This window comes from Sphingobacterium sp. UBA7631 (genome assembly GCF_002483935.1).
Taxonomy (GTDB): Bacteria; Bacteroidota; Bacteroidia; order Sphingobacteriales; family Sphingobacteriaceae; genus Sphingobacterium; species Sphingobacterium multivorum.
In genome coordinates this window covers 491,940-518,574 of record NZ_DLIX01000007.1, presented here as the reverse complement: position 1 = coordinate 518,574, position 26,635 = coordinate 491,940, and the positions used below count along the sequence as shown (strand labels likewise).

The 26,635-nt window shown below is 40.1% G+C and carries 24 protein-coding genes; 12 read left to right on the top strand and 12 right to left on the bottom strand.

Annotated elements, in window-relative coordinates; translation table 11 throughout:
• Positions 1-2 precede the first annotated feature (2 nt).
• Genes ftsH through B3P16_RS14070 form a run of 3 tightly spaced genes read left to right on the top strand, consistent with a single transcriptional unit; the run spans position 3 to position 3,419 of the window.
• Complete coding sequence (gene ftsH / locus B3P16_RS14080; RefSeq protein WP_286843340.1) at positions 3-2,084, top strand: ATP-dependent zinc metalloprotease FtsH; 2,082 nt, start codon at positions 3-5, stop codon at positions 2,082-2,084.
• Positions 2,085-2,139: 55 nt separating this feature from the next.
• Positions 2,140-2,787, top strand: a complete 648-nt coding sequence (locus B3P16_RS14075; RefSeq protein ID WP_070561445.1) for a LutC/YkgG family protein — start codon at positions 2,140-2,142, stop codon at positions 2,785-2,787.
• Between the two features lie 8 nt (positions 2,788-2,795).
• Positions 2,796-3,419, top strand: a complete 624-nt coding sequence (locus B3P16_RS14070; protein ID WP_286752796.1) for a rhomboid family intramembrane serine protease — start codon at positions 2,796-2,798, stop codon at positions 3,417-3,419.
• Here the strand turns inward: B3P16_RS14070 and B3P16_RS14065 are convergent.
• Positions 3,416-4,960: a YifB family Mg chelatase-like AAA ATPase gene (locus B3P16_RS14065; protein ID WP_286843338.1), complete on the bottom strand. Its 1,545-nt coding sequence runs from the start codon at positions 4,958-4,960 to the stop codon at positions 3,416-3,418. The genes B3P16_RS14070 and B3P16_RS14065 overlap by 4 nt on opposite strands.
• Before the next feature lie 234 nt (positions 4,961-5,194).
• On the opposite strand from B3P16_RS14065, the gene B3P16_RS14060 reads away from it, so the two are divergent.
• The 3 genes from B3P16_RS14060 (at position 5,195) to B3P16_RS14050 (ending at position 6,561) form a co-directional block, all read left to right on the top strand.
• A complete protein-coding gene (locus B3P16_RS14060) occupies positions 5,195-5,464 on the top strand; it encodes a YtxH domain-containing protein (protein ID WP_046673135.1) in 270 nt (89 codons plus the stop codon).
• 184 nt (positions 5,465-5,648) lie between these two features.
• A complete protein-coding gene (locus tag B3P16_RS14055; protein ID WP_286752794.1) occupies positions 5,649-6,068 on the top strand; it encodes a phage holin family protein in 420 nt (139 codons plus the stop codon).
• Positions 6,058-6,561 carry a hypothetical protein gene (locus tag B3P16_RS14050; RefSeq protein WP_286769206.1) on the top strand — a complete coding sequence of 168 codons (504 nt, stop codon included), beginning with the start codon at positions 6,058-6,060 and terminating at the stop codon, positions 6,559-6,561. The genes B3P16_RS14055 and B3P16_RS14050 overlap by 11 nt, the downstream gene beginning before the upstream one ends.
• A gap of 16 nt (positions 6,562-6,577) precedes the next feature.
• On the opposite strand, the gene fcl is transcribed toward B3P16_RS14050, so the two are convergent.
• On the bottom strand, positions 6,578-7,519 hold the full coding sequence (fcl, locus tag B3P16_RS14045) for a GDP-L-fucose synthase (RefSeq protein WP_286752792.1): 942 nt from the start codon (positions 7,517-7,519) through the stop codon (positions 6,578-6,580).
• A gap of 201 nt (positions 7,520-7,720) precedes the next feature.
• Here fcl and trmB point away from each other — a divergent pair, with 201 nt between their 5' ends.
• The 5 genes from trmB (at position 7,721) to B3P16_RS14020 (ending at position 15,835) form a co-directional block, all read left to right on the top strand.
• Positions 7,721-8,377, top strand: a complete 657-nt coding sequence (trmB, locus tag B3P16_RS14040) for a tRNA (guanosine(46)-N7)-methyltransferase TrmB (RefSeq protein WP_286833378.1) — start codon at positions 7,721-7,723, stop codon at positions 8,375-8,377.
• 633 nt (positions 8,378-9,010) lie between these two features.
• Positions 9,011-12,262: a SusC/RagA family TonB-linked outer membrane protein gene (locus B3P16_RS14035; RefSeq protein WP_286843336.1), complete on the top strand. Its 3,252-nt coding sequence runs from the start codon at positions 9,011-9,013 to the stop codon at positions 12,260-12,262.
• A 12-nt stretch (positions 12,263-12,274) separates the two neighbouring features.
• Complete coding sequence (locus tag B3P16_RS14030; RefSeq protein ID WP_070561428.1) at positions 12,275-13,744, top strand: SusD/RagB family nutrient-binding outer membrane lipoprotein; 1,470 nt, start codon at positions 12,275-12,277, stop codon at positions 13,742-13,744.
• 3 nt (positions 13,745-13,747) lie between these two features.
• Complete coding sequence (locus B3P16_RS14025) at positions 13,748-15,010, top strand: DUF5689 domain-containing protein (RefSeq protein WP_286769203.1); 1,263 nt, start codon at positions 13,748-13,750, stop codon at positions 15,008-15,010.
• Between the two features lie 129 nt (positions 15,011-15,139).
• The gene (locus tag B3P16_RS14020; RefSeq protein WP_286752789.1) at positions 15,140-15,835 is read left to right on the top strand and encodes a DUF937 domain-containing protein; all 696 of its coding nucleotides are present in this window, start codon (positions 15,140-15,142) and stop codon (positions 15,833-15,835) included.
• A 128-nt stretch (positions 15,836-15,963) separates the two neighbouring features.
• Here the strand turns inward: B3P16_RS14020 and B3P16_RS14015 are convergent, their stop codons facing one another.
• The 10 genes from B3P16_RS14015 to B3P16_RS13970 form a co-directional block, all read right to left on the bottom strand.
• On the bottom strand, positions 15,964-16,950 hold the full coding sequence (locus B3P16_RS14015; protein WP_286843334.1) for a rhodanese-related sulfurtransferase: 987 nt from the start codon (positions 16,948-16,950) through the stop codon (positions 15,964-15,966).
• Positions 16,951-17,045: 95 nt separating this feature from the next.
• Positions 17,046-17,261, bottom strand: a complete 216-nt coding sequence (locus B3P16_RS14010; RefSeq protein WP_046673143.1) for a DUF3820 family protein — start codon at positions 17,259-17,261, stop codon at positions 17,046-17,048.
• Positions 17,261-18,016, bottom strand: coding sequence for a glycosyltransferase family 2 protein (locus B3P16_RS14005; RefSeq protein WP_286843332.1), 756 nt, complete (start codon positions 18,014-18,016; stop codon positions 17,261-17,263). Before B3P16_RS14005 ends, B3P16_RS14010 begins: the two co-directional genes overlap by 1 nt.
• Positions 18,017-18,021: 5 nt before the next feature.
• Positions 18,022-18,936: a glycosyltransferase gene (locus B3P16_RS14000; protein ID WP_201640001.1), complete on the bottom strand. Its 915-nt coding sequence runs from the start codon at positions 18,934-18,936 to the stop codon at positions 18,022-18,024.
• A 3-nt stretch (positions 18,937-18,939) separates the two neighbouring features.
• Positions 18,940-19,812 (bottom strand): glycosyltransferase family 2 protein, encoded by an 873-nt coding sequence (locus tag B3P16_RS13995; RefSeq protein ID WP_286843331.1) that lies wholly within the window; start codon positions 19,810-19,812, stop codon positions 18,940-18,942.
• Entirely contained in the window at positions 19,813-21,273 is a 1,461-nt protein-coding gene (locus B3P16_RS13990) for a lipopolysaccharide biosynthesis protein (RefSeq protein WP_286843330.1), read from the bottom strand.
• A gap of 23 nt (positions 21,274-21,296) precedes the next feature.
• Positions 21,297-22,040, bottom strand: coding sequence for a DeoR/GlpR family DNA-binding transcription regulator (locus tag B3P16_RS13985; protein ID WP_046673148.1), 744 nt, complete (start codon positions 22,038-22,040; stop codon positions 21,297-21,299).
• 65 nt (positions 22,041-22,105) lie between these two features.
• On the bottom strand, positions 22,106-23,257 hold the full coding sequence (locus B3P16_RS13980; RefSeq protein WP_286843328.1) for a hypothetical protein: 1,152 nt from the start codon (positions 23,255-23,257) through the stop codon (positions 22,106-22,108).
• A gap of 121 nt (positions 23,258-23,378) precedes the next feature.
• Positions 23,379-24,104: a YebC/PmpR family DNA-binding transcriptional regulator gene (locus tag B3P16_RS13975; protein ID WP_046671585.1), complete on the bottom strand. Its 726-nt coding sequence runs from the start codon at positions 24,102-24,104 to the stop codon at positions 23,379-23,381.
• A gap of 2 nt (positions 24,105-24,106) precedes the next feature.
• Positions 24,107-25,054 (bottom strand): NAD-dependent epimerase/dehydratase family protein, encoded by a 948-nt coding sequence (locus B3P16_RS13970; RefSeq protein ID WP_286843326.1) that lies wholly within the window; start codon positions 25,052-25,054, stop codon positions 24,107-24,109.
• 577 nt (positions 25,055-25,631) lie between these two features.
• On the opposite strand from B3P16_RS13970, the gene B3P16_RS13965 reads away from it, so the two are divergent.
• Positions 25,632-26,621, top strand: coding sequence for an aspartate-semialdehyde dehydrogenase (locus B3P16_RS13965; RefSeq protein ID WP_046671587.1), 990 nt, complete (start codon positions 25,632-25,634; stop codon positions 26,619-26,621).
• Positions 26,622-26,635: the final 14 nt, after the last annotated feature.

The following is a 26,635-nucleotide window of genomic DNA, read 5'->3' as shown; positions in this document are numbered from 1 at the left end:
TAATGAAAAAAATCCCGAGTAGTAAGGTAAGCCCGAAACCGCCAAAATTCAATTTTGTGTGGCTTATGATTGCCATGTTTTTAGGTTTTTTTGCCTTACAGTACGTTTTTGGAGAAAGCCCAGCTAAGGAAGTTAGCTATAGTGATTTTGAGACACGTATGTTGAATACAGGCGCTGTAGAGCGTCTCGTCGCCTATAAAAAGAATGATCTTGTCGAAGTGGAGGTCTATCTAAAAAAGGGCTGGAAAGATAACCCAAGTTTTAAAGACGCTACAAAAGCTGCTGATCCGCTTCCAAGTCTATCAGGACAGGAAGACAAGGGGCCACAATATATTTTTAAGGATGCCTCTCCCGATGTTTTAGAAAAGAAATTAGCTGCATCGCAAGCGGAATTAACGCCAGGTACACCAAAGGTCCAGTTGACTTATGATGATCGTTCCAACCCTTGGGCAAGCTGGTTTATCACGTTTATGTTGCCGTTGTTGGTATTGGCTGCAATCTGGATCTTCTTGATGCGTCGTATGGGCGGTGGTGCTGGCGGCGGTGGCGGTGCGATCTTTAATATAGGTAAATCTAAGGCGACGTTGTTTGATAAAGAATCGCAGATCAATATCACATTTAATGATGTTGCTGGTCTTGAAGAAGCGAAACAAGAAGTTATGGAGATTGTGGATTTCTTAAAAAATCCACGTAAGTATACCAATCTAGGGGGTAAAATTCCGAAAGGCGCTTTGCTTGTAGGGCCTCCGGGAACGGGTAAGACTTTATTGGCTAAAGCGGTAGCCGGAGAGGCTCAAGTGCCATTTTTCTCATTATCCGGATCTGACTTTGTCGAAATGTTTGTGGGTGTAGGTGCATCGCGTGTTCGCGATTTGTTTAAGCAAGCGAAAGAGAAAGCACCATGTATCATTTTTATCGATGAGATTGATGCTATAGGTCGTGCTCGTGGTAAAAACTCGATGATGGGCGGTAATGACGAGCGTGAAAATACATTGAACCAATTATTGGTGGAGATGGATGGTTTCGGTACGGATTCAGGCGTTATTATTTTAGCGGCTACTAACCGTATCGATGTACTGGATACAGCATTGTTGCGTCCAGGACGTTTTGACCGTCAAATTTCTATTGATAAACCGGATTTGATTGGCCGTGAGCAAATTTTCAAAGTGCATCTAAAGCCGTTGAAATTATCGGCTGAGGTCGATGCAAAAAAATTATCGGCGCAGACACCTGGTTTTGCGGGAGCTGAAATTGCCAACGTGTGTAACGAAGCAGCCCTTATTGCTGCCCGTAAAAATAAACCCGAGATTGATATGCAGGATTTTCAGGATGCCGTTGATCGTGTGATCGGTGGTCTTGAGAAGAAAAACAAAATCATCTCTCCGGAAGAGAAACGTATTGTTGCTTATCATGAGGCTGGACACGCTATTGCGGGCTGGTTTTTAGAGCACGCCGATCCTTTGGTGAAAGTGTCTATTGTGCCACGTGGTGTCGCTGCTTTGGGTTATGCACAGTACCTTCCCCGTGAGCAGTTCCTATATACGACAGAACAGCTTATAGACAGTTTATGTATGACTATGGGTGGTCGTGTCGCTGAAGATATTACTTTTGGAAGAATTTCAACAGGTGCTCAAAATGACTTAGAGCGTATCACGCAACTTTCGTATGCGATGATAGCAATCTACGGTATGAATGATAAAGTTGGCAATGTTTCCTTCCGAGATAGTTCTGAAGCATCTTTCCAAAAACCATATTCTGACAAAACGGCAGAGCTGATTGATGCAGAGGTACGTAACTTAATTAATGACGTCTATGCACGTACCAAACAGTTATTGCTGGATAAACGTGAGGGTTTGATTAAAATAGCAGAAAAGCTATTGGAAAAAGAGATTCTTTTTCAGTCGGACTTGGAAGAGATATTAGGTAAACGTCCATTTGAAACCAAGACTACTTACGAGGAGTTTGTGAATGGTGCTGATGGTGGTGGAGTTCCACAGACAGATTTACCGTTGGATGTTCATCCGGACGAAGTGCGATCTAACGAAGGGCAGAGTTCAGAAACACCCTCCAATAATTTGAATTAATTTGAATGCTGCAGCGCTAGATCACTCTAGCGCTGCATTTATATATATTTGCGCCATGAACGTGAAGAACGCAACAGCGAAAGAGATAATGTTAAAACGGGTACGTCAGGCATTACTACAGAAAAACGATAATCCACATCCCAATTTCAAAGAAACGCCGCTTTATAAAGAAGAGGATGAGTTGGTGGATATTGTTTTTGTTCGCGAATTGACTGCTGCGGGAGGCAAGTTTCTGTATTGTGATGGCGAGATCGGTCTGATTGAAAATCTGATTTTATTGACCGAGGAGAATAATATCAAAAATATATACGCTTGGGAACAAGGTGTTCAAAATTTACTCAGTCCATATGGTTTCCCTTTTTTAAAAACAGCGGAGGATTTTGAATCAGCAAATGCGAGCATTACTTCATGTGAAGCATTGGTTGCGCGTAACGGAAGTGTTATGGTGAGTAATGCAAATGCTTCAGGACGCAGGTTGAGTATATATCCTCCAATTCATATTGTTATTGCCAAAGCTTCACAATTGGTTTGGGATCTAAAGGATGCTTTAGCCTATATGCAGAAGCGTTACGGTCAGGAAATCCCGACAATGATTTCTACAATTACCGGCCCCTCCAGGACGGCTGATATCGAGAAAAGATTGGTTTTGGGTGCACATGGACCAAAAGAACTTTACGTTTTACTTTTAGAGGATCGATTCTAGGAATTACTATGCTATTATATTATCTAACAGAAATGCCTGTTGCGAGTATTATTTTCTTTTTTACGCTCGCTACCAGTATCTATACGTTTTCACATGAACAACTTTACGGTAAACTGATGTTGCATCCGTATAGTATCGCACGTAATCGAAAATGGTATACCATCCTTACCAGTGGCTTTGTGCATAAAGATTGGGGGCATCTGCTGTTTAATATGCTTACCTTCTATTATTTTGCATTTGGTTTGGAGCGCATACTTGCAGAAGCAAGTCCATACGGTCATATTTTATTTGCCGTAATCTATATCGGTAGTTTAATCTTGAGCGATATTCCAACAATCATCCAGCAAAAAAATAACCCCGGTTACTATAGTTTAGGCGCCTCAGGTGCGATTTGTGCGGTTCTGTTTAGCTACATTCTTTTCGATCCGAAAATTACCATTGGTGTGATGATGATTATACCGATGCCGGCTTATCTGTTTGCATTTTTGTTTTTAGGTTACTGTGTGTGGGCGTCAAAAAAAGCGCAAGATGGTATAAATCACGATGCTCATTTCTTTGGCGCATTGTCGGGTCTGATCTTGACGATTATCTGTTTCCCTTGGGTTATTAAGCATTGTTTGGCTCAGTTTTAAAATTTTCCACCCCAGGTTTCCCGATCTAAATTTCTATACTGGATCGCTTCGGCGAGATGATGATTTTCGATCATTTTACTTTGCTCCATATCAGCGATTGTTCGAGCAACTTTGAGTATTCTATCGTATGCTCTTGCAGATAGGCTCAGATGTTCAATAGCCGTTTTGAGTAACTTTCTTCCGGGCTCATCAATCTGACATATTTCTCGGGTCAATTGTGTACTCATCTGGGCATTACAATGGATGTCTGGAAAAGAATCGAACCGTTCTTTCTGAATTTCTCGGGTTTGAATGACTCGAGTTCGCACAGTACGGCTGTCTTCGGCTATACGTGTCGTACTCAGTTGGTCAAATAGTACAGGCGTCACCTCAATATGCAGATCGATACGGTCTAAAAGAGGTCCCGATATTTTACTTAAATAACGTTGTACAGTATTGCTGCCGCATATGCATTCTTTTTCGGGGTGATTGAAATAGCCACAGGGACAGGGGTTCATGGCGGCAACGAGCATGAAACTCGCCGGATAATCCACCGTGAGTTTTGCCCTTGATATGGTAATCTGCCGTGATTCAAGAGGCTGCCGCATGACCTCGAGTACACTCCGTTTGAATTCTGGTAATTCATCAAGAAACAGCACGCCATGATGCGCTAGTGAAATCTCACCTGGGAGCGGATTAGAGCCTCCACCTACCATGGCTACATCGGATATGGTATGATGCGGAGAACGAAACGGCCGTGCCGTCAAGAGAGACTCTTTGGTTTTCAGGTTTCCAGATACAGAGTGTATTTTGGTGGTTTCTAAAGATTCAGTCATATTGAGGGGCGGGAGGATCGTCGGTAGCCTTTTTGCCAACATGGTCTTACCCGCGCCGGGAGGACCTATTAAAATGAGGTTGTGACCACCCGCAGCTGCAATTTCCAGGGCCCTTTTGATATTCTCCTGTCCTTGGACATCCGAGAAATCGACGTCGTAATTATTCGTGCCGGTATGAAAGCACGTTTGAATATCAACTTGGGTTGGTTCAATTTTTATCTTATGATTTAGGAAATCAACAACTTGGCGGAGGTTTTCTACTCCGATCACATCGACACCTCCGACAATAGCGGCCTCCTTTGCATTCTCTTGGGGTAGAATAAGTCCTTTAAAGCCATCTTTTAGGGCTTGTAAAGTGATGGGTAAACTGCCACGGATGGGCTTAATGCTTCCGTCTAAGGATAGTTCTCCTAGAATAAGATAATCTGCCAGAAGCTCATTTGTCATTTGTCCAGAGGATGCCAATATGCCGATCGCGATTGATAAGTCATAACTGGACCCTTCCTTACGCATGTCTGCGGGTGCCAAGTTGACAACAATCTTTTGGCGTGGCATGTGAAGTTGACAGGAAGTAATGGCACTTTCGACACGTCTTAAGCTCTCTTTAACGGCATTGTCAGGCAAGCCTACAATATAATAATGCAAGCCTGTAGATACGATTACCTCAACGGTAATTGTGCAGGCATTGATACCATAGACGGCACTGCAATAGGTTTTATTTAGCATAATTTTTATAATGGGTTGATTTAAAGATACTAAAAAACTGAACGGGTTAATAATTGTTTGGTGAATTATTGAAAGTCAATCGAATTTTATCAAAAAATGATTATATTGGAAAGTATAGTTTCTCGTAAATAATGGATTAAATGCCGCGTTTGGCAAACGATTTGCTTTGTGAATTGTATTATTAACGAGGACTAGTTTCATCGTAATAGAATTAGAAATTAAAACGAAAAAGAAATGAATGACACAAGTAAAGTAGCTTTGGCGTTGTTAGCGGGTCTTGCTGCAGGTGCAGCTTTGGGAGTTTTATTTGCTCCGGACAAGGGGTCGGATACGAGAGATAAAATTAATGATTCATTAAGCGATTTGAGTGATGCTATTCGTGAAAGAGCGGAAGAACAGTTCGATCAACTGAATGATTTTAAAGAGAAGATTGTTTCTACATTGAAAGGGAAATTAAATCAGAGCGAAGAAGTGCTAGATGATGATATCATCGAACATGCATAATCCGCAGATTATTCATTGGAATAATTGGTGTAGAATACATATTATCAGGCTATTTCTAGGGATAGCTGTCTGACGAACTATTTACTCCTTATGCGTAGAGAGTGGATTTGTGTTGGCATCATCGGATGCTGCGTTTTCGTTTTTTAAGCTAGAAGTTGAAATAGCCTGAATAAATTTTAGATGCATGGAAGAAGAAAAATTTTCACTTAGCGGTACGTTTCAAAAAACCAAAGAGTATGTTGACTCTCAGTTTAAGCTTGTCAAATTAAAGACAATCGAACGGTCGTCCAGATTGATCGCCAGCCTTGTTGTTGATGCGACAAAGTTAATTTTCACGTTGTTCGTTCTGTTTTTTTTGTGCTTGGCACTGGGTTTTTGGCTCGGGGAGCTATTGGGGAGCTATTCACTGGGCTTTTTGGCTACAGCAGGGATCTTTTTAGTGATTATCATCTTAATACGGGTTTTTGAGCCTATGCTGGAATCCAAATTTATGGATCTTTCAATCCGCCGTTTTTTAGCGAAGTGGAACGACGAGATTGAGGAAGAAGAGGAAGAACTGCACAAGGAAAAACTTGATAGAGAAAGGGCTACAAATGAACAATAAACAGACTAAAATACGTAATCTGCAGGAACTTAAAGCTGAGATTTCCCGTTTAAAGACGCTAAAAAACGAACAAGAATCTTATCTTAAGGCTCAATTTACCTTGCTCAACAATAAAATAGAGGCTCCGATTCGTTTTTTCAATACCTTAAAAGATAATATACCGGGGGTAAATATCGTTCAGCAGTTGTTTGCGAAAAGCAGCAATCCAGATTCCGATTGGTTAACAAAGACCTTACGTATCGGCGTGCCCTTTGTTATGAATAGGTTGTTCCTAAAAAATACGGGCGTTTTAAAGAAAGCGCTGATGTTGCTGTTATCAGAGCGTGCTGTCGGCCAGATCAATCAAGATAAAATCACCGGTCTCATCGGTAAATTAACGAGCTTTATTCGTCCCAAGAAAAAGAAGAAAAATAAAGCTGCGCAAGCTGAAAATGCAGTGATCAAGGATGAGGTTAACGAGTACGGAATTCCTTCCTATAGCGAGACTTACTAATGCAATCGTGTTGGATTTATTCGGAAGCGTTTGCTTCTTTCTTTAAAAAATCCGCATAAGCTAGTTGAATGCCTTCCCGGAGGTTAACTCGATGTTTCCAGCCCAGCGCATGTAGTTTTGAGACATCCATGAGTTTTCGCGGTGTTCCGTCAGGTTTGGAACTGTCGAAGGAAATAGTTCCCTGGTAACCAATGACGTCTTTAATCAATTCGGCAAGTTCCTTAATGCTTAAATCTTCGCCAATGCCAATGTTGACAAATTGTTTCTCGTCATAATTATTCATTAAGAAAACGCAGGCATCTGCCAGGTCATCGGAAAAAAGAAATTCCCGTAAGGGGGTCCCTGTTCCCCAGATCATAACTTCAGGGAGCTGATTGATTTTAGCTTCATGAAATCTTCTGATCAAGGCCGGTAAGACATGTGAATTTTGCGGATGGTAGTTGTCGTTAATTCCGTAAAGATTTGTTGGCATAACGGAGATATAATTGCATCCATACTGATCCCTGAAAGCTTCCGCCATTTTTATTCCCGCGATTTTAGCAATTGCGTAAGGCTCATTTGTAGGCTCCAGCGTGCCCGTGAGTAGCATGTCTTCATTCAAAGGCTGCGGAGCCATTTTTGGATAGATACAGCTTGAGCCTAAGAACATTAATTTTTTAACCTTATTATCGTAGGAAGATTTGATGACGTTATTCTGTATAGCCATATTCTCGTAGATAAAATCAGCGCGATAGGTGTTGTTCGCCATGATCCCGCCAACTTTGGCTGCGGCTAAGAAAACATAGTCCGGTTTTTCCTGATCGAAAAAATCAGCCACTGCTTGCTGATTGCGCAGATCTAATTCGGAAGATGTGCGTGTGACAATGTTGTTGTACCCAAGCTCCGATAATTTGCGATGAATTGCCGATCCGACCATTCCACGATGGCCTGCTATATAAATTTTAGCGTCTTTCTCCACGATAAGTTATTGATTCCTGCAAACTTAGATAAATTGCTTTTTATATGCAATATAATTCGCCCGTGTGTATGCAATTTATGTATTCCTGTGTCTGCTACAGGACTTCAGATTGTTCTGTAATTACCGGTATTCGTGCTGTCTCTCAGATTTATTTTTTTTAGCGGGAATATAAGGTTATTTTTGCGGGATATTTATTAAAAAATGGGAAAGGACAAACTACGTAAATTTGCTGAAGTTGCTACTTTTGAAAATGTAATCCAACTCGACGCAGGCAAAGAATATAAAGGAAAATGGGCTGAGAAGCAATTTGGTAACAATAATCCAGTTGTTTTGGAGCTTGCTTGTGGTAAAGGTGAGTATACTGTTAATCTAGCGAGATTGTTTCCGGAGAAAAATTTCATCGGTATCGATTTTAAAGGTAATCGTATTTGGCGAGGAGCCAAAACAGCTTTGGAGGATGGAATTCGGAATGTTGCTTTTCTTCGGATACAAATTGAGACTATCCTTGAACATTTTGCTGAAAATGAAATTGATGAGATCTGGATTACCTTTCCGGATCCGCAACCGCAAGATAGCCGAGAAAAGAAACGATTGACCGGGCCAAAGTTTTTGGATCGTTATAAAATCATTATGAAGCCTGAAGGGATGATGAATTTGAAAACAGACAATGACGGTTTTTATGCTTACACACTGGAGCAGATCGATTTACAGGGTTTGAAAAAATATAAGGAAACGACAGATCTTTACCATTCAGACTTGGTTGATAACGTTTTATCCATTAAAACATATTACGAACGGAAGTATTTGGCGCATGACAAGAACATTAACTATGTGAAGTGGAGTTTCGAGAAGGCTTAAGCCTTAACGCTTCTATTGTAATAAAGAGCCCAACGAAAGTTTGGGCTCTTTTTGTTTTCTTCAGTATTGCGGATTCTGAAGCTTTGATCACCCACTTTTTACCCCAGTTGGCAGCTGTGTCTACGGTTATTTACTCTTGTCGTAGTTTTACATGAAAGTTACCGTATACTTCCAGTATAGTTACGGTATTGTTTTAGTATGGATATAGTAGTTATGTAAAATACTAAATAGCTACTTAAAGGGGGGAGTAAATTTACTTAAAACGTCTATAATCCTCCATTACCTATCTTTCTGATGGATTCATAAGTCCTATAAGATTAAATAATTCTTGTTTTTTTATTCTAAAATGGGGTTTTAAATTATTTCGATTTATTTCGTTTTTTAAATATTATTAATTATTTTCGATTTGTAATATAAAATAACCAAAGAAAGATCGCTTAAAAGCGTGCCTAATGCATGATAATCCCTTCAGGGTGAACTTCAAAGCATTTTATTAAAACGGTAATAGTATGATAAAAGGAAATACTATTCGAAACAATTGTTAACAAAAAGAAAACATTAAGTTAAAACAAACTTTTTGTTAAGAATATATTTTTGTGCCAAATTGAAAATTAACAATTTACACCAATAACTATGTTTAGTATTAACCCTATCCAAATTAATCTAAGGCACTCCTCCTCGAAAGTGCTATTTGTGGCATTAGCAATTGCCTGTAATATGGATTTTACAGCAATGGCGGCTCCACTAGGATCTGATCAAGCTGTGCATGCAGTTAAGCAGACCAAGATTAGAGTAAAAGGGCAAGTTGTCGATAATCAGACGAAAGAACCTTTGGCATCCGTATCAATCCTTGCAGCGGGTGTAGTTAAAGGAGCGACGGACAGAAATGGTAATTTCGATATTGAAGTAGAATCAGGGACAGCAATCCGTTTTCAGCTAATCGGTTACGAAGCTGAAACGCAAACTTTTTCGTCAGCCCAATTGAATGCTAAAATTTTTTTAAGTGCGAGATCGGAGGCGCTCAATGAAGTCGTTGTGACAGCGCTAGGCATACAGCGAGAAGAGAAGGCATTAGGCTATTCCATAAGCACGGTCAAAGGCGAGGAATTGACGAATGCAATTTCAAACAATTGGACGGATGCTCTAACAGGAAAAGTCGCTGGTTTGAATTTGGTAAAGTCGGGTGCGGGGCCATTGGGATCCAATCAGATTATTTTAAGAGGGGAAACATCTTTTACGGGCGATAATTCCGCATTGATTGTTGTGGATGGTGTTGTCATGGGAGGAGGGACGCGGATGACCGGTAATGGTAGTTCCAATTATTTGGATAGTGATTCTCCTGTAGATTTTGGAACATCATTGGCGGATATTAATCCGGATGATATCGAGTCCGTTTCAGTATTGAAAGGACCAGGCGCTTCAGCGCTCTATGGTTCCCGTGGCGCACATGGCGCTGTGATTATTACCACAAAAAAGGGAAAAGGGGCTAAAAATAAAATTGGTGTATCCGTTAATTCGAATACGGCAATTGGGACAATTAACAGATGGCCCGATTATCAATACGAATATGGTCAAGGTGCGATTGATCAGGATCTTTATTATTCCTACGGACAGTCAGAGGATGGTGCAAGTACTTTAAGTACGTCTTCTGCTTGGGGACCCAAATTTGATGGACAGTATTATTACCAGTACGATCCTAATTTCTATCGTTTGACACCTCCAGAGCGGACATTATGGAGACCCTATGAAAATAACCGAAAGGATCTTTTCCAAACGGAGCTCACGTCTACTAATTCGATCAGTATTTCTGGTGCTACTGAAAAGACCAGTTCACGGTTTTCATATACCAACGTTACGAACAAATGGATTATTCCCAACATGGGTTATAATCGGAATACCATCGCTATGCAGTTCAATAACAAGGTGACGGATAAACTGAGCCTCTCAACAAAAATTAATTTTAATAATAGAGGATCAGACAATTTACCAAATAGCGGTTATAACAATCAAAGTTACATGTACTTTGTACGGGGCATTGTGCCGAATGTGAATGCAGCTTGGCTAGAGCAGAATTGGATTCCAGGAAAGGAAGGAATTGAACAGATGACTCCGTTTTCAAACCTGTTGGATAATCCAAGAACCATATCTAATGATATGATCAATGCGCAGGATAAAAACAATATTATTGGAAATTTACAGGCCGATTATAAATTCAATAAGGAGTTGAATTTGATGGTGCGGACAGGAATCGATTGGAGCTATGATAAACGCAAACAATCCAGGCCATTTGATACCTATAAATATGCTTATGGCTATTACCGGGAGCAGTCCATCAATAACCAGGAAATTACTTCCGACTTTTTATTGCAATATAACAATCAACGGAGCAATCTTCACAAATTTGGCGCATCGGTTGGAGGTTCATTGATGCACAATAAGTATATTAAAGATGATGCTTACGCTAATAGTCTAATTTATCCAAACCAATATAATTTTGCCAATGCGAGGGAAAAAATCGTTTATTTACCTTACCGCGAGGAATATGCAGCCAATAGCTTATATGCCTTACTAAATTATAGTTATAAGGATATGATTTTTGTCGATGCAACGAATCGTATCGACTGGGCGAGTACATTAGCATCTCCGAAACGGAATGAAGTTAAACCATTTATATACCCTTCGCTTAATACAAGTTTTGTTATTTCCCAATTGCTAAACCTGCCAAAAGCGATAAATTTTTGGAAAGTCAGAGCATCGATTGCTCAAGTCGGAGGTGGAGGAAAACGGGCTTATCTAAACTCTTATGGTTACCGTAGTGTTGAGGGGACCACTGGAGGGCTTACAAATCCAACCACCGTTCCAGATGAAAATCTGACGTTCGAAAGTACGCGTTCTTATGAAGTAGGAACAGATTTTAGAATGTTCAGAGATCGACTTAGATTAGATTTTACTCTGTATTCAAACTCGACATTTGATCAGATTATTGAGTCTCCGCTGGATCCTTCAAGCGGTTTCAGAAATCAGATTACGAATGCTGGAGAGGTACGGAATAGGGGGATAGAGATTGCGCTTTCTGGCGATATTATCAAGAAGAAAGATGGCTTAAATTGGAATATGTATGGAAATTTTACGAGCTATGATTCGAAAGTTATTTCCATACCTGCAGATCTGCAAGGAGAATTAGTGCTATCCACGTTGTTTGGAAGTAGAGGAACAATTGTGGCCATACCTGGTAAACGATTTGGTGATATCTATGGACTCGGATATGAGCGAAATCAGGATGGTCAAATTATTTATGAAAATGGACTTCCTGTATTGTCCCAACAGAACATGTATATCGGTAATCCAAATGCAACGACCAAATTTGGTTGGGGTAATGAATTTAAATACAAAGGATTTAGATTTAATTTCTTATTTGATGGTCAATTCGGCGGAGTGGGATATTCGTTGACGCATGCCGTATTGATGGAAGAGGGAAAATTAAAAAAGACAATTCCGGGACGATATAATGGTATTATCGGCGATGGTGTTGTGAAGAATAGTGATGGAAGCTACAGCAAGAATACAGTTGTTGCGTCTGCTGGAGATTATTATGCTAAACATTTTAATCGGGATAATATAGAATCAAATACGTTTTCCACGGACTTTATAAAGCTTCGTGAGGTCAGATTTGACTATACATTACCTAAGTCTTTTGTTGAACGCTTGAAAATTGAGCGCGCATCAATTGGCGTGTACGGAAGAGATCTGTTTGTCATGACCAAATGGCCTTCATTTGACCCAGAGTTTGGATCGCTAAATTCAAGCGGTATTGAGAAGGGCGCAGAGATTGCCCAGTTCCCTTCAACCCGCACAATGGGTGTCAATTTATCATTCTCATTTTAAATCCAGCGTATTATGAAAAAGAATATAAGAAAAGCTTTTATTTTGTTGGCAGCCTGTGGGATACTACAGAGCTGTACAAAAGATTTTGTCGCAATAAATACAAATCCAAATGCAATTTCTGCGGCAGCGCCACAAAGTCTCATCGCGCCAGCTTTACTCAATGTGTTAAACACAAATTTATCACGGAATATGCGCATCAACAACGAGCTTATGCAAGTGACTGTAACGGTGAATGATGCATTGGAGATTCAACGGTATGAAATCAGACCGTCAGAAGCGGAATCTACCTGGTCCGGATGGTACGTACAGTTGACGAATATACGCGACATTTATCAGAAGGCAGGGGAAGGGCAGCAGAAGGGTTACCAGACATACCAGGGTATTTCGCTTATATTGGATGCTTGGGTGAGTTCGTTAATAACTGATATGTATGGTGATGTACCTTATACAGACAGCAATAAAGGGTATAGTGATAGTAATTTAACTCCTGTATTTGATAAACAGTCCGATATTTATGCGGATATCTTTAGAAAATTAGAAGAGGCCAATACGCTTTTGAAAGGTAAGGTTGCTGTCGAATCGACCAATTTAGCGATGGATCCTATATTTAATTCAGATCCTGGAAAATGGCAGAAATTTGGTAATTCTTTATATCTCCGATTATTGCTACGTATAGCACATAAGTCAGAAACCAATGCCGTTGCAAAGATCAAAGAAATATTAGAAACGAATGCCGCTGAATATCCGGTGATGCAAAGCAATGCAGAAACGGCTGCTTTATACTACACCAATGTACAGCCTTATATGAATCCTTATTTTAATAGCCGTGACATAGATTTTAATGGAAACAAAGGCTATTCAGAGTTTTTTATCAATAATCTGCTGGACCTTTCAGACCCACGATTAAAAATTTGGGCCACTGAAGCCACATTAGGAGTATATGGCGGTATGCAGTCCGGATACCAGAGAGGAAATGTCCCCGAGCAACAATCAACGCTTTTAACAAGTCTAAAAGCCGACTCGCATATGGGGAATATCATGAATTACGCCGAGTTGCAATTTATTATTGCTGAATGTGGTATGAGAGGGTATGCTCAGGTTGATGCGCCTGGAGCCTATTTAAAGGGGGTGAACGCGGCTATGGAATACTGGGGGCTAACAGCGCCAGCATCTTACCTAAGCAGTGCAAAGGTTCAGTTGCTGCCCACAGATAGTGATCATGCGAAATTGAAAAAGGTGCATTTGCAAAAATACTATGCGATGCTATTTACGGATTTCCAACAGTGGTACGAATATCGTAGAACCCAATTATTGGATTTATACAAAGGTCCGGGCTTGTTGAATCAAGGGAAAATGCCAGTACGTTTAAATTATCCAACAATTGTACAATCTTTAAACAAAGTAAATTATCAGGATGCTGTGAGTCGTATGGGGGGAGACGGGATAAATGAAAAAATGTGGTGGCAACCTTCAATCAACTAATCAATGAAAAAGTTAAAATCAATACTATGCAGTATGTTGGCGATGTCAGCATTGCTGTCCGGCTGTATCAAAGACAACGTCAATGAATCGATAGGGACGCTAAATCCTGAAATATCGTTGTATGCGCTACGCAGTCTATATAAAAATGCCGATTTACAGCTTAATGCGTCTTCGCTACAAGGGGCAGAACATATCAAAGCAGTGGTCGTTTCGCATGCGGAAAATAAGAATTTACCAGAAAATACACTTGCTGTACAGAATATTTGGCGAAATCAACGCCGTGGAATATTAGTTCAGGTACCCAATGCGTCTGAATTTAAATTTGGAGATTCGGTTCAGATCAATATTAGCGGTTCAAAACTGATTAAAAAAGATGGCTTATTAGTTCTTTCAGTCGATAATAATCAACAGCTTAAAGTCTACTCATCTGGTAATACTATTGCCCCATTACCTGTTGCTGTTTCCAGTCTAAAGTCGAAGTTTGATGAGTTTGAATCAACCTATATCGATATTACAGCCGATGTTGAACCTGAACCCGCAGCTGGGACAGCGTTGAAAGGAGATAAAATCTTAATGGATGGTGATAAAAATGAGATTATATTGCATACACAAGATAATGCGACATTTGCTGGGGAGTCCATCGCTCCAAGTGCATCATTCAGAGGAATTGCATTCAAGGAGGGCGAAAAGCTACAAGTTAGGATGCAGAGTTATGCTGATATGGCTTATGCCAGCGGTAAGTTATATGCAGGTTGGCCTGAAACTTTTGATGCTGTAGATGCGAGTGTGAAAGGTAGCTATGATATGAAGGATAAAAACGCGGTCTCCTTTCCAACGGGGCAATGGAACCTGTATCAGGCTATTCTAGGAACAACTGCTGGTCGTGATCGTATCGTTTCTGGAAAAAATGCCATCCGTATGCAGCAGAACTTAAGTGTTGATGGTTATGTGCAAATGAATTTTGATGTGCCGAATGGGGCCTCAAAAGTAACGCTTTGGTATGGTTCGTATTACACCGATCGTTCGTGTACGTTCAAGTTGGAATACTCGACCGACGGAGGAACGACATGGAAGCAAACAGGCGAGCCTATTTCGGACGCGCATACAACGACAGAGAGCATGAATTCAAAACAGGCTGTATTCTTAATGAATATTCAGGGGCCGGTTCGTTTTAGAGTTACCAAACTTGGATTAGGGACAAGTAACAATGTGATTAATAACGGAAGGTTGGGATTGGACGATATTGCTATTTATAAAAGTTATTAATTTGAAAAATTGATTTTCAAATGGCCCCATTGGATTGTGTAATCCAATGGGGCTTTTTTATCATCAGCTATTATCTCAACTCATCAAAAAAAATCGTTATCTTCATTATATAACTATAAACGAAGACTTATGAACTTAACAGATTTAGTTACAGGTGGAGTAGGCTCTAAAGCGATAGAGACTATTTCAAAAATTACTGGTATCAGCGAATCCAAGGCAAAATGGATTGTAGCAGCGGCAGTTCCTTTGATGATTGCAGCATTGAATTACAATGCGAAAAACAAGGGGCAGGCGGAGAATATTGATAAGGCTATTGACCAGCATAGCAGTAGCGGGATTCTCGATAAAATTGGAGATCTATTTGGACAGGGAGGAGCGGAGCAAAATGTTTCTGAAGACGGTAATAAAATTGTCAACCATATGTTCGGCCAAAATACCGAAGTCGTGACACAGCATATAGCGGATAAAGCAGGCTTGAGTTCTTCTCAAGTGACGGGTGTACTGGCCACACTTGCTCCTATCGTAATGGGATATTTAGGGCAACAAAAGCAGGCTTCAAGCGGCGGTGGGATTGGTGATCTGATCGGCTCTGTGCTTGGTGGTGGAACACAACAAAATGCTGGTGGCGGTATGTTGGGTGGTATATTAGGCTCTTTTTTAGGCGGTAGCCAAGAAGAACAGGCGCAAGCAACTGAGCAGCCGGCATCGGGAGGTAGTGTTACCGACATGTTGGGTGGATTGGCAGGTAGTTTTTTTGATAAAAATAACGATGGGCAGGCAAAGGGCAATATTCTTGATTCAATCGCCGGTATGTTTGGCAAGTAAGCTGTGTTCGGTTATTATTTTTCTTGATAAAAAGCTAGTATGGGATTAAGCTAAGATGGTGCAGATCCTAAATAGGAAGCGGTCGGAAGTTCTACACTTCCGACCGCTTTCTGTTTGTTCAATTTGTATTAATCTTCGGCCGATACTTTCGGTGGAAAATTTTTATGTTTTCTTTTGCTGATTTTGTCAATATTGACGGGTTGAGGTACCTTGACATAATATCCTGTTCCGTCATATTCACGTTTATTGGGATTTTCCTTACATGCTGGCGAACAGCATCCATCCATCTCCCAGCCGCACTCATCACATTGTGTGAAATGTTCATTACAAGTTGGGTTGGCGCAGTTGATCATTTTGGTGGTTTGCTTGCCACAGTTAAAACAAGTTGATACCACGGATGGGTTGACAGAATTTACATCGACAGTAACGCGATTGTCAAAGACGTAGCATTGACCTTCAAAATCTTCACCACCTGCTTCCTTTCCGTATTTGATAATGCCGCCATGTAATTGATAAACATCCTCGAAGCCTTCTTTTAACAAGAGAGCAGATGCCTTCTCACATTTGATACCGCCTGTGCAGTACGTTAATATTTTTTTTCCTTTATATTGTTCGAGCTCTTTGATTTTCTCGGGGAACTCGCGGAAATTATCAATATCGAGGGTAACAGCATTTTTAAAATGACCAACATTGTGCTCGTAATTTGAGCGTACATCCAATACAACCACATCCTCTTGGTCTTTCATGGCTAAGAAATCCTTCGGTTCAAGGTGCAGACCGGTTTGACGGTTGGGGTCAATTTCTTTTGGATCTCTCAAACCAGAGTGAACAATTTCGGCTTTGTAGCGGCAATGCATTTTAATGAATGATGGTTCATCTACATCGTCAATTTTGAACTCTGTTTTATTGAAACGACCATCGGCATAAATGGCATCCATATAGCTTTTACAGGATTCTACAGTACCCGAAACAGTTCCATTAAGACCTTCATCAGCTACAATGATACGGCCGACTAAGTCCAGTGATTTACAAAATTCTAAATGATCTGATGCGAATTTTTCGGCATCCTCGATAGGGCTGTAACAATAGTACAGCAAAGTTTGATATTGTGTCATGATATTCATTGATACCGCTGCAAACGGCGTTTAATGCTAAAAATAAATTTAGTGCAAAGCTACGAAAAATAATAAGTGGAATAAAATGACCCTCGTCACCTTTTCTTCAAAGGTTCGAGGAGGTATTCCAAGCCATTCAGCTTTATTTCATAGAGTGTTGCTAACTGCTGGCCTAGTTTTCCCTTTGGAAAGCCTTTTTGGTTATACCACACGAGATAGGGCTCAGGAAGATTACATAAGGTGTATCCCTGGTATTTGCCAAATGGCATCTTGACTGTAACAAGTTCGGTTAAAATTTCAGGATTCAACATTAGTCTTGAGGTTTTCCATAATTGAGACGGTACCAAACTGCTTTTAGCGCAATGACGCCATGATTGAATAAATTGGGAATGGCTCCATAGTAGCGTTTGAATATCGCAAAACGCTCTTTCAAGGATTCCTGATGTCTTTGTTTTGACATCCCGCCCACAAGATACCGGGCAACATATTGCTGTGCATTGACCGTGTTTTTTGCCTTTTTGGCACAACGGATAACCCAGTCAATATCAGCGCATAATTTATAATTGAGATCGTATGGCTCGGCGATTTCCCGCTTGATGTAGATCGCCTGATGACAGATATTCATGCCGTAGCGAAAGCTTTTCCAGTCGAAATGAGCCGGAACCTTGTGCCGCCGTTCACCAATAATATTCCTGTTGTCGTCCACGAGGATTGTTTCGCCGTAAAGAATATCTGCGTTATCGCTCAGTTTGGCGAGGTTCTCAATGCTATTCAGATCATAGATCTCGTCTCCAGAATTTAAAAAAAGAACATAATCGCCTGTTGCTAAGGCTAAACCCTTATTCATGGCATCATAGATACCCTTATCCTTTTCGGAGAGGATGACGGCGATTTTATCCTTGTATTTTTGGATGATCTCTAACGTTCCGTCGGTTGATTGTCCATCAATGACAATATACTCTATATGACCATAGCTCTGATTGACAACAGATTTCAGGGTGTGTTCTATGTCACGCACATTGTTGTAAACGACAGTTATAATCGAAAATTTAGGATGAGCAGACATGTTTTTTATGTATTGAATTTATTTATTTTCTTCTTCAGGAATCGGATGCCACGGTTGAATAAAGATCCTTTCCGATGGGCGTAGAAATACTTGATGGCTTCATAAGCTTGCTTGTTTTCTGAAATTTCCGTCGGAAAATACCGTATAGGACTTTCCGCTAGTGTAACCTGATACGTAGCTTCTGCAGCTGTATGTGTACCCGAACCATCGTTACCAATATTTTGCGTCATTGAATTCCTTGGATACAAAACTAAACCATTTTTTTTGAATACAGAAGCGTACCAGCGTATGGCCCAAGAGTTGATCTTTCCGGCTTTAAATTCTTGCACTTGTTTCCAAAAGTTTTCTTTTCCCTCGATACTGAATTGGTGTATTTGGTCGGCGGTAAAATCCGATACAAGTTCATCAATATTGGGATTGAAATGTTGCCAGGCGCGGTCCCAGGTTGCCCAGCCCCAACTATTGGCGACCCGAAAAAAGAAAGTCTCCGGCAGTTTATCTAAATCTTTTAACGGATAACCATAACCGCTGATCTCCATAACCCGATCTTGATCTTTATAGCGCTCCAGTGCCTGATTGAAATAGTCTAGTGCAAACACCGCAGTTTCCAGATCGTCTTCCAAAACAATAATCTTTCCATGGGCATTGACCACTTTTGTAACACCATCGATCACATTGGCTGCCAAACCCCAATTTTCTGTCCTTTCTACAACAATAACCTCTTTAAAGTTCCATTGCTTATTGATAATCTTTCGTACTTCAGTAACTGCCTGAACAGATTTTTCGTTTTTTGCAGCATCCGAATAGATGTATAGCGTGGTCTGGTCTGCTAATATATTATTTTCTAAAGCTGAGAGTGTTCTTATTGTATGATCAGGACGATTGTACACAAAAAGTATGACTGGAGCAGTATTGTTCATTTATCAATAGATTTTGTTGAAGGCTTTTTTGTTGGTCACACGGGTACGGTAAACTGCTCCTGTTTTGCCCAGCAATCTAAAAGCAATGTTTAAGTAGCTTTTTGCTTCAAAAGCATGACCTTTAAAAAATGAAGACGCCATTTTCTTTAGACTTGCCAATATTGCCATGGAAAAAGCTTTTACAAAAGTATAATTGATATTGCAATATTCTGTCAAATGATAGACAAATTCGCTTTTCAGAAAGGCCTTTCGGTCTATTTTACGTTGTTGCCTATCGTGGTAGGCTTTGGCTCCTTCAGCGAGAACAATGATTAATCCGTAGTACTTGATGCGGTTGGCATAATCTTTATCTTCTCCATAATGGAAAAAGATCGGTGCGAAACCACCGACTTTTCGGATCACCGGATTGGGGATAAACCAAAATGCAGCATTGACGAACGTGCAAATTCGATTAGAATTTTCGATGATGGCGTTTTTTGTATAGACAGCAAAACCATAGTCCAGCGTTGTTTCGGTTCCATCGTAGTGAATAGGTGAGATAATTCCGATATTGTCTGCGTTGACTTTCACTAAGTTGGCAATACAGTCCCGATCCAGCCAGGCGTCCTGATTGACCAAAAATGCATAATCATACTTTTCTTTCAAAACGATGTCAAGTCCAATGTTGTTGGCCTTTCCAAAACCCAAATTTTCGGAACTTTCTATGAGTCTTACTGATGGATACTTTTCTTTTATGATCTGTGTTGTGTTGTCTGACGAATTGTTGTCTACAACTAAAATATCTGTTGGGTAGCTTGAATCCAATAAGCTGGGTAAGCACTTGTGAATCCAAGGCTCAAAATTATAAGAGACGATTATGGTGAGAATCCTGGCCATCTATTTTTTTCGGATAACTGTTAGGAAATAGTGGTATAATTCCAACAAAATACTGGGTTTAAAGATTCTATTTACGATGATATAACTGCATACTGCAATTCCAATTGTACTTGCAAACCGAAGATAGAGGTTGGCGATGGCTGCGGTGGCATAATGTGCTGCTAAGCAGCTTATCGCTGCCAATAGTGCATAAGCAAAAATATCTGTTAGCAGATAACGAAATGAATAGTTCATATAAGGTTTGGCTGATATGTACCAAACGAATATCCAGAGGGCATTTAATGCCGAGGTCAATCCAATGAGCAGTTCTAGGCCTAATGATTTGCCGAAAAATAGGATGGCAATTTGGAGTAGGCCAAAAACAATGATATTCCGCATATAAACTTCAGGTTTCCCCTTGCTAATGATTAAGTTAGAGAAAACATTGCTTACAGAATCAAATGCGGCACCAATACAAAATATTTGAAGAAATATGGCGCTTTGCGCCCATTTGTCGGTGATCGCAATAGTAATAAAATCTTGTGCTACCGTGGTTAAACCCAATAACATTGGAAAGGCTAAAAAGGCTGTAAAGGAAATCAGTTTGCGAAAAACCCGAACTTGTCTATCCTTATCATCTTCTATTTCTTTTAAAATAGGCTGTGTCACATTATTGACCATATTAGTCAATATATTCTGGGCCATGATGCTCCAACGATTTGGATTCACGGTATACCCCAGTTCTTCAGCGGTATAATGCCGGCCTAAGATCGCTGCATATATATTTTTGTTGATATTGATAAAAATGTTGGTGACCAGTATTTTGCTGCTAAATCCTAAAATGTCACGAATAGGTTTAAGATCGAACTGGAAAGTAGGCCTGAATTTGGAAAAATACCAGAATCCGAGCATATTGAAACCACTATAGGAGACAATTTGGATCGCATATGCCCAATAGGCATAGTCCTTATAGGCTAAATAAACGCCAACTATATTTGATGCGATCAGAGCAAAGGTGCCTGTGATGACCCTTTCTTTGATTTTTAAATTCCGGAAGAGGTAAGCATTGTGCGCAATACCAAAGCTACCTAACCAAAAGGACAAAAAGGTAAATCTGCTTAGTTCTACAAGTACTGGTTGATTATAGTATAAGGCGATAAGAGGAGCTGCAAAAAATAGAGCGATATAAATAAATGTTCCAATCCCTACACTTGTCCAGAAAACCGCGTTATAATCTTTATGTTCAACATCTTTTTTATTGACAATCCCATACACAAATCCACTTTCTTGAAAAGCAGAAGCGAGAACAGAAAAGATGGTGATCATAGCGACTAAACCATAGTCTTCTGCTGTTAGCTTACGGTTTAGTAAGATGCCGAAGCCGAAGCCCAAAAACTGCTGGATGATACTGGCCATACCACCCCATAGCAGTCCTTTTGTTGTTTTTGATTTTAAAGAGTCATTTTTCGTTTGCGATGACATGCTAAATTAAATGAGCGGCAATATTAAAGTATTGCAATTGTATTCGCAAATTCTTTTAGGGAAACGTCAGTTGGATTGACATCGGTAATCAAATAAGAAATATCACGTAACGGAACTACTTTCATTTTTTGAACTGAATTAAGTTTTTCCGCAATGCTCAGAATAGCTACTTTTTTTGAGCATTTAATCATCGCACGTTTGATTTGCACCACTTCCCAGTCTGAATCGGTCACCCCATCTTCTACGGAAAGAGAATTTGTTCCCAACAAACAAAGATCGACTTTAAGATCGGCCAGTTCATTAGCGACTTGGGCTCCCGAAACAATGTTTGTATTGCGTGAAAGTTTTCCGCCAACTAAAATGACTTCAAGATTTGGCTTTTCGGCCAATTCTAGTGCAACTAATGGACTTATAGTAAAAAACGTACACTGCAGGTGATCGGGTATTGTTCTCGCTAATTCAATTAAGGTTGTCCCGCCGCCGACTAAAACAGTCATTCCATTGGAGATTAAAGTGCTTGCTTTCTTGGCAATTTCTTTCTTTGCCTCCTTGGCATATACGTTTCCATCCTGAAAAGGGAACTGAAATGATTTTGATAATGCTCCACCATAGACTTTTAGAACTTTACCATTCTCAGCAAGTTCGTTCAAGTCGCGTCTGATTGTATCTTCAGACACATTCAGCTGAACACTGAGGTCTGAGGATAAAACTTTATTATGTAGGTTGATCTGATGTATGATGAATGCTTGTCTTTCTTCCTTTAACATTGGTCTTTTGGTTTTTAATCGGAATTTTAAAATTAATTGAGAAATCAGTCTAAATGTAGTGAAAATTATTCTTCCTTTTTATCAATTTTTGTTATGCCAGCTTTGAACCTCGGTTTGAAGCCTGTAGGCTTGCTGGCAGCAGGTTCCTGTGTTTCTATGCTGTCGTTTTCAGGTTCAGCCTTTACGCTCGCATCTAACTTAATTTCGTCTTTCGTATCGGGCAGCTGTGTTTGTTCAGCAGTTTCTATTTTGGTTACTCCGGCTTTAAACCTCGGTTTGAAGCCTGTAGGCTTGCTGGCAGCAGGTTCCTGTGTTTCTGTGCTGTTGTTTTCAGGTTCAGCCTTTACGCTCGCATCTAACTTAATTTCTTCTTTGGTATCGGGCAGCTGTGTTTGTTCAGCAGTTTCTGTTTTGGTTACTCCGGCTTTGAACCTCGGTTTGAAACCCGTAGGTTTACTGGCAGCAGGTTCCTGTGTTTCTGTGCTGTTGTTTTCAGGTTCAGCCTTTATGCTCGCATCTAACTTAAGTTCGTCTTTCGTATCGGACAGCGGTGTCTGGTCAGCAGTTTCTGCTTTGGTTATTCCAGCTTTAAACCTTGGTTTGAATCCTGTAGGTTTTGGAGCCGATGTCGATGCCTCGTCGGTCGTTTCTTCGGATGCTGGAGTGCTTGCCGCTGCGTCAGGAGCTTTGGTTACTCCAGCTTTAAACCTCGGTTTGAAACCCGTTGGTTTTGGAGCCGCCGTCGTCGCTTCGTCGGTCGTTTCTTCGGATGCAGGAGTGCTTGCCGCTGCGTCAGGAGCTTTGGTTACTCCGGCCTTGAACCTCGGTTTGAAGCCTGTCGGTATTGAATCTGGAGTGGATTCCGCTGAATCAGCTATTTCCTGTTTGGATGTTGCTTGAGCTTCATCTTTTACAGCGGCATAAGGAGCCTTGAATCGCGGTTTAAAGCCTGCTGGTTTTGCCGTAGGAATACTGGAGGTCTCGGATGATGCATCTGGGGTAACCTGCTTTTCAACAGGTTTTGCAATAACAGTTTCCTCCTCTGCTAAATGGAAACTTTTTCGAAGCTTGTTGAACCAACACTTTTTGCTGTGGTCAAAACTCTTTTCTCCCATAGCAGAATAATGTGCTTTGAACTCTTCAAATAAAGGTTCATCTGCAGCTTTTAAAGCTTTTAAATCAATTTTCTTTTTTATGAAAAATTCTTCAAAAGTCATTCTGGTACGAGTTTGATTTTGTCTATTACAAATGTAGTAATTTTTCTGACGGGGCTAGGTGGTGCTTTAAATAAAAAAGAGCGACAAGCGCTCTTTTTTATAGTTTTATAGGTTCAATAGCTTAAGCCATGTTATGGTAAACTGCTTGAACATCGTCATCTTCTTCGATTTTATCGATCATCTTCAATACATCAGCAGCTTGTTCTTCCGTAATATCTGAATGCGATAATGCGATACGTTCCAATTTTGCAGATGTTACTTCAATTCCCTTTTCTTCCAGTAATTTTTGCATATTACCAAAGTCTTCAAAGGAAGTTTGAACGACAGCAATATCATTGCCTTCTTCATCAGATTCTACGTACAATTCTTCTAAGCCTCCATCGATCAACTCTAATTCAAGCTCTTCTAGGTCCAGTTCATCTGTTGCAGCAAAACGGAAAATGGATTTACGATTGAAAATAAAATCCAATGATCCTGTTTTCCCCAATGAACCACCTGCTTTTGTGAAATAGCTACGGATGTTTCCTACGGTGCGGTTGGTGTTATCTGTTGCAGTTTCAATTAATACAGGTACGCCATGAGGGCCGTAGCCTTCGTATACATATTCTTCGTAACCTTTTGAATCTTTTTCCGAAGCACGTTTGATTGCGGCTTCGATACGATCCTTTGGCATATTTACTGCCTTGGCATTGTGTATTGCTGTACGAAGTCTCGAGTTAGTTTCAGGGTGAGGGCCGCTTTCTTTAACCGCCATAGCGATTTCTTTACCTAAACGTGTAAATTGAACGGCCATTTTGGCCCAGCGTTTGAATTTCCGCTCTTTTCTGAATTCGAAAGCTCTTCCCATTGTTATATTTTGTTTTTAAGATTTTCAATCATGTCGACTGTCATCTTCTGGATGTCAAAATCCGGCGTCCAGTTCCAGTCTTTTCTTGCATAAGAATCGTTTAGACTAGCAGGCCATGAATCGGCAATCTGTTGTCTTGGATCGTTCTCGATGTAAGAGATTGCAAAATTAGGAAGAATTTTTTTAATTTCTTGCGCAAGTTCTTTTGGAGTAAACGTAATTCCACCAAGGTTATAGCTGTGGCGAATGCTTAGGCTTTCTTTGGGTGCATCCATTAATTCGAGTGTACCACGGATGGCATCCTCCATATAGAGCATTGGTAAGGCCGTGTTTTCAGATAAGAAGCAGGCGTAAGTCCCGGTTTTCAATGCTTCATAAAAAATATCGACTGCATAATCCGTTGTACCACCCCCTGGTTCTGTTTTCCAAGAAATGATACCTGGATAACGGACACTGCGAATATCCAGACCACGGTGTTCTTGATACCATTCTATAAGGCGCTCACCTGCAAGCTTGCTGATGCCATAAATTGTGTTCGGATCCATTACGCAATATTGTTCGGTATTTGTTTTCGGAGAATGCGGTCCAAAAACAGCAATCGAGCTTGGCCAAAATATCTTTGAAACTTTATAGCTCACGGCTAGATCAAGCACATTCAACAGACCATTCATGTTCAATTCCCAAGCCTTCTCAGGGTATTTTTCACCTGTAGCTGAAAGCATGGCAGCTAATAGATATACTTGAGTAGGTTTATATTGTTGAAATAATGTCTCGAGTCCATTTTTGTCAAGGACATTAGCGATTTCGAAATTTTCGTCAGGGCTTTTAATCTGTGGTTCTCTAATGTCAGTGGTTACAACATTCTCTGCACCAAATTTTTTGCGCAAGGCGATAGCTAATTCTGTGCCGATCTGGCCATTTGCACCAATGATAATAATGCTTTCTTTCATTTGTAAGTTTTATTTTATGAAGCTCCTGCTTTCACTATAATGAGTGTTTATGCTCAAAAATATAAATGAATCGCTTCGCTCGTTTCTTCCTATCGATATGATAGGATCTAGCCTGACATAATTTACGTTTCATCATGTAATGAAAAATGAAATTTCAACCATGGCGGTTTATGATGCAAATATAAAGGCTTTTCAGTATCTATCAACTTTGTGGTCTTTTAGGAAGTCGGGAAAAAATGTTAATTTTTAGACTCTTGGGACTGTTTTTATGAGATTTTAAACTGTTTCAATCGTTTGTTCTTTTTTTTTGAATAAGCGGTGAAAATTTTTATTTTTTTTGAATTGCTTTAATTCTAATTTTATAGCATGAATCAAAGAACTTAACGATTCCATTTTAGCAATTTAGGCGGGAAAATGCTAAATGTTGTGACATTTTTAGCTAAGCGCTTAATATTTTGTTATTTTAATAGTGGAACTGGGGAATATTTTTTAAATTTGAAGAATTCATTCTTCGAGAATCAACTAAAAACAAAATCAAATAACAATTTTAATATACACAATTTAAACACAGACAAAAATGAAAGTGGCAGTAGTCGGCGCAACAGGCCTTGTAGGTACTGAGATGCTAACCGTGTTGGCGGCGCGAAATTTCCCAGTAACAGAATTAATTCCAGTAGCTTCAGAGCGTAGTAAGGGTAAGGAAATTGAATTCAAGGGAAAGAAGTATAAGGTGGTTACACCATCTGAGGCTATTGCTTTGAAACCTGATGTTGCGTTATTTTCTGCTGGCGGTGATACCTCGAAAGAATTTGCCCCTCAATTTGCAGAAGCTGGAATTACAGTGATCGACAATTCTTCAGCATGGCGTATGGATCCAACGAAAAAGTTGGTTGTTCCAGAAGTAAATGGTGATGTGTTATCTGCTGAAGATAAAATTATTGCAAACCCGAATTGTTCAACTATACAAATGGTGGTGGCTTTAAAGCCATTACATGATAAATATAAAATCAAACGTGTTGTCGTTTCTACCTACCAATCTGTAACAGGTACAGGTGTTAAGGCCGTTAACCAATTGATGGATGAACGTGCCGGAAAAGATGGTGAAAAAGCTTATCCTTATCAGATTGATCTGAACGTGATTCCGCATATTGATGTTTTCCAAGAAAATGGATACACCAAAGAGGAGATGAAGATGATTTTGGAAACAAATAAAATCATGCGTGATGATTCTATTAAAGTAACTGCAACGACAGTGCGTATTCCTGTTATGGGAGGACACTCTGAATCATTGAATATCGAATTTGAAAATGACTTTGATTTGAATGATGTACGTGCAGCTTTAGCCGCGCAAAGTGGCTGTATTGTTGTCGACGATCCTGCGTCACTACAATATCCAATGCCAAAGGATGCACACGGTAGAGATGAGGTTTTTGTAGGACGCATCCGTCGTGATGAATCTCAGCCAAATACGCTCAACATGTGGGTAGTAGCGGATAACTTACGTAAGGGTGCTGCAACAAATGCAGTTCAGGTAGCGGAATTATTGGCTGAAAAAGGATTGATCTAACTCAAGTAGATTCC

Coding starts and splice junctions, on each gene's coding strand:
- ftsH (WP_286843340.1), top strand. CDS start 3: ATGAAAAAAATCCCGAGTAGTAAGGTAAGCCCGAAACCGCCAAAATTC.
- B3P16_RS14075 (WP_070561445.1), top strand. CDS start 2,140: ATGAACGTGAAGAACGCAACAGCGAAAGAGATAATGTTAAAACGGGTA.
- B3P16_RS14070 (WP_286752796.1), top strand. CDS start 2,796: ATGCTATTATATTATCTAACAGAAATGCCTGTTGCGAGTATTATTTTC.
- B3P16_RS14065 (WP_286843338.1), bottom strand. CDS start 4,960: ATGCTAAATAAAACCTATTGCAGTGCCGTCTATGGTATCAATGCCTGC.
- B3P16_RS14060 (WP_046673135.1), top strand. CDS start 5,195: ATGAATGACACAAGTAAAGTAGCTTTGGCGTTGTTAGCGGGTCTTGCT.
- B3P16_RS14055 (WP_286752794.1), top strand. CDS start 5,649: ATGGAAGAAGAAAAATTTTCACTTAGCGGTACGTTTCAAAAAACCAAA.
- B3P16_RS14050 (WP_286769206.1), top strand. CDS start 6,058: ATGAACAATAAACAGACTAAAATACGTAATCTGCAGGAACTTAAAGCT.
- trmB (WP_286833378.1), top strand. CDS start 7,721: ATGGGAAAGGACAAACTACGTAAATTTGCTGAAGTTGCTACTTTTGAA.
- B3P16_RS14035 (WP_286843336.1), top strand. CDS start 9,011: ATGTTTAGTATTAACCCTATCCAAATTAATCTAAGGCACTCCTCCTCG.
- B3P16_RS14030 (WP_070561428.1), top strand. CDS start 12,275: ATGAAAAAGAATATAAGAAAAGCTTTTATTTTGTTGGCAGCCTGTGGG.
- B3P16_RS14025 (WP_286769203.1), top strand. CDS start 13,748: ATGAAAAAGTTAAAATCAATACTATGCAGTATGTTGGCGATGTCAGCA.
- B3P16_RS14020 (WP_286752789.1), top strand. CDS start 15,140: ATGAACTTAACAGATTTAGTTACAGGTGGAGTAGGCTCTAAAGCGATA.
- B3P16_RS14015 (WP_286843334.1), bottom strand. CDS start 16,950: ATGACACAATATCAAACTTTGCTGTACTATTGTTACAGCCCTATCGAG.
- B3P16_RS14010 (WP_046673143.1), bottom strand. CDS start 17,261: ATGTTGAATCCTGAAATTTTAACCGAACTTGTTACAGTCAAGATGCCA.
- B3P16_RS14005 (WP_286843332.1), bottom strand. CDS start 18,016: ATGTCTGCTCATCCTAAATTTTCGATTATAACTGTCGTTTACAACAAT.
- B3P16_RS14000 (WP_201640001.1), bottom strand. CDS start 18,936: ATGAACAATACTGCTCCAGTCATACTTTTTGTGTACAATCGTCCTGAT.
- B3P16_RS13995 (WP_286843331.1), bottom strand. CDS start 19,812: ATGGCCAGGATTCTCACCATAATCGTCTCTTATAATTTTGAGCCTTGG.
- B3P16_RS13990 (WP_286843330.1), bottom strand. CDS start 21,273: ATGTCATCGCAAACGAAAAATGACTCTTTAAAATCAAAAACAACAAAA.
- B3P16_RS13985 (WP_046673148.1), bottom strand. CDS start 22,040: ATGTTAAAGGAAGAAAGACAAGCATTCATCATACATCAGATCAACCTA.
- B3P16_RS13980 (WP_286843328.1), bottom strand. CDS start 23,257: ATGACTTTTGAAGAATTTTTCATAAAAAAGAAAATTGATTTAAAAGCT.
- B3P16_RS13975 (WP_046671585.1), bottom strand. CDS start 24,104: ATGGGAAGAGCTTTCGAATTCAGAAAAGAGCGGAAATTCAAACGCTGG.
- B3P16_RS13970 (WP_286843326.1), bottom strand. CDS start 25,054: ATGAAAGAAAGCATTATTATCATTGGTGCAAATGGCCAGATCGGCACA.
- B3P16_RS13965 (WP_046671587.1), top strand. CDS start 25,632: ATGAAAGTGGCAGTAGTCGGCGCAACAGGCCTTGTAGGTACTGAGATG.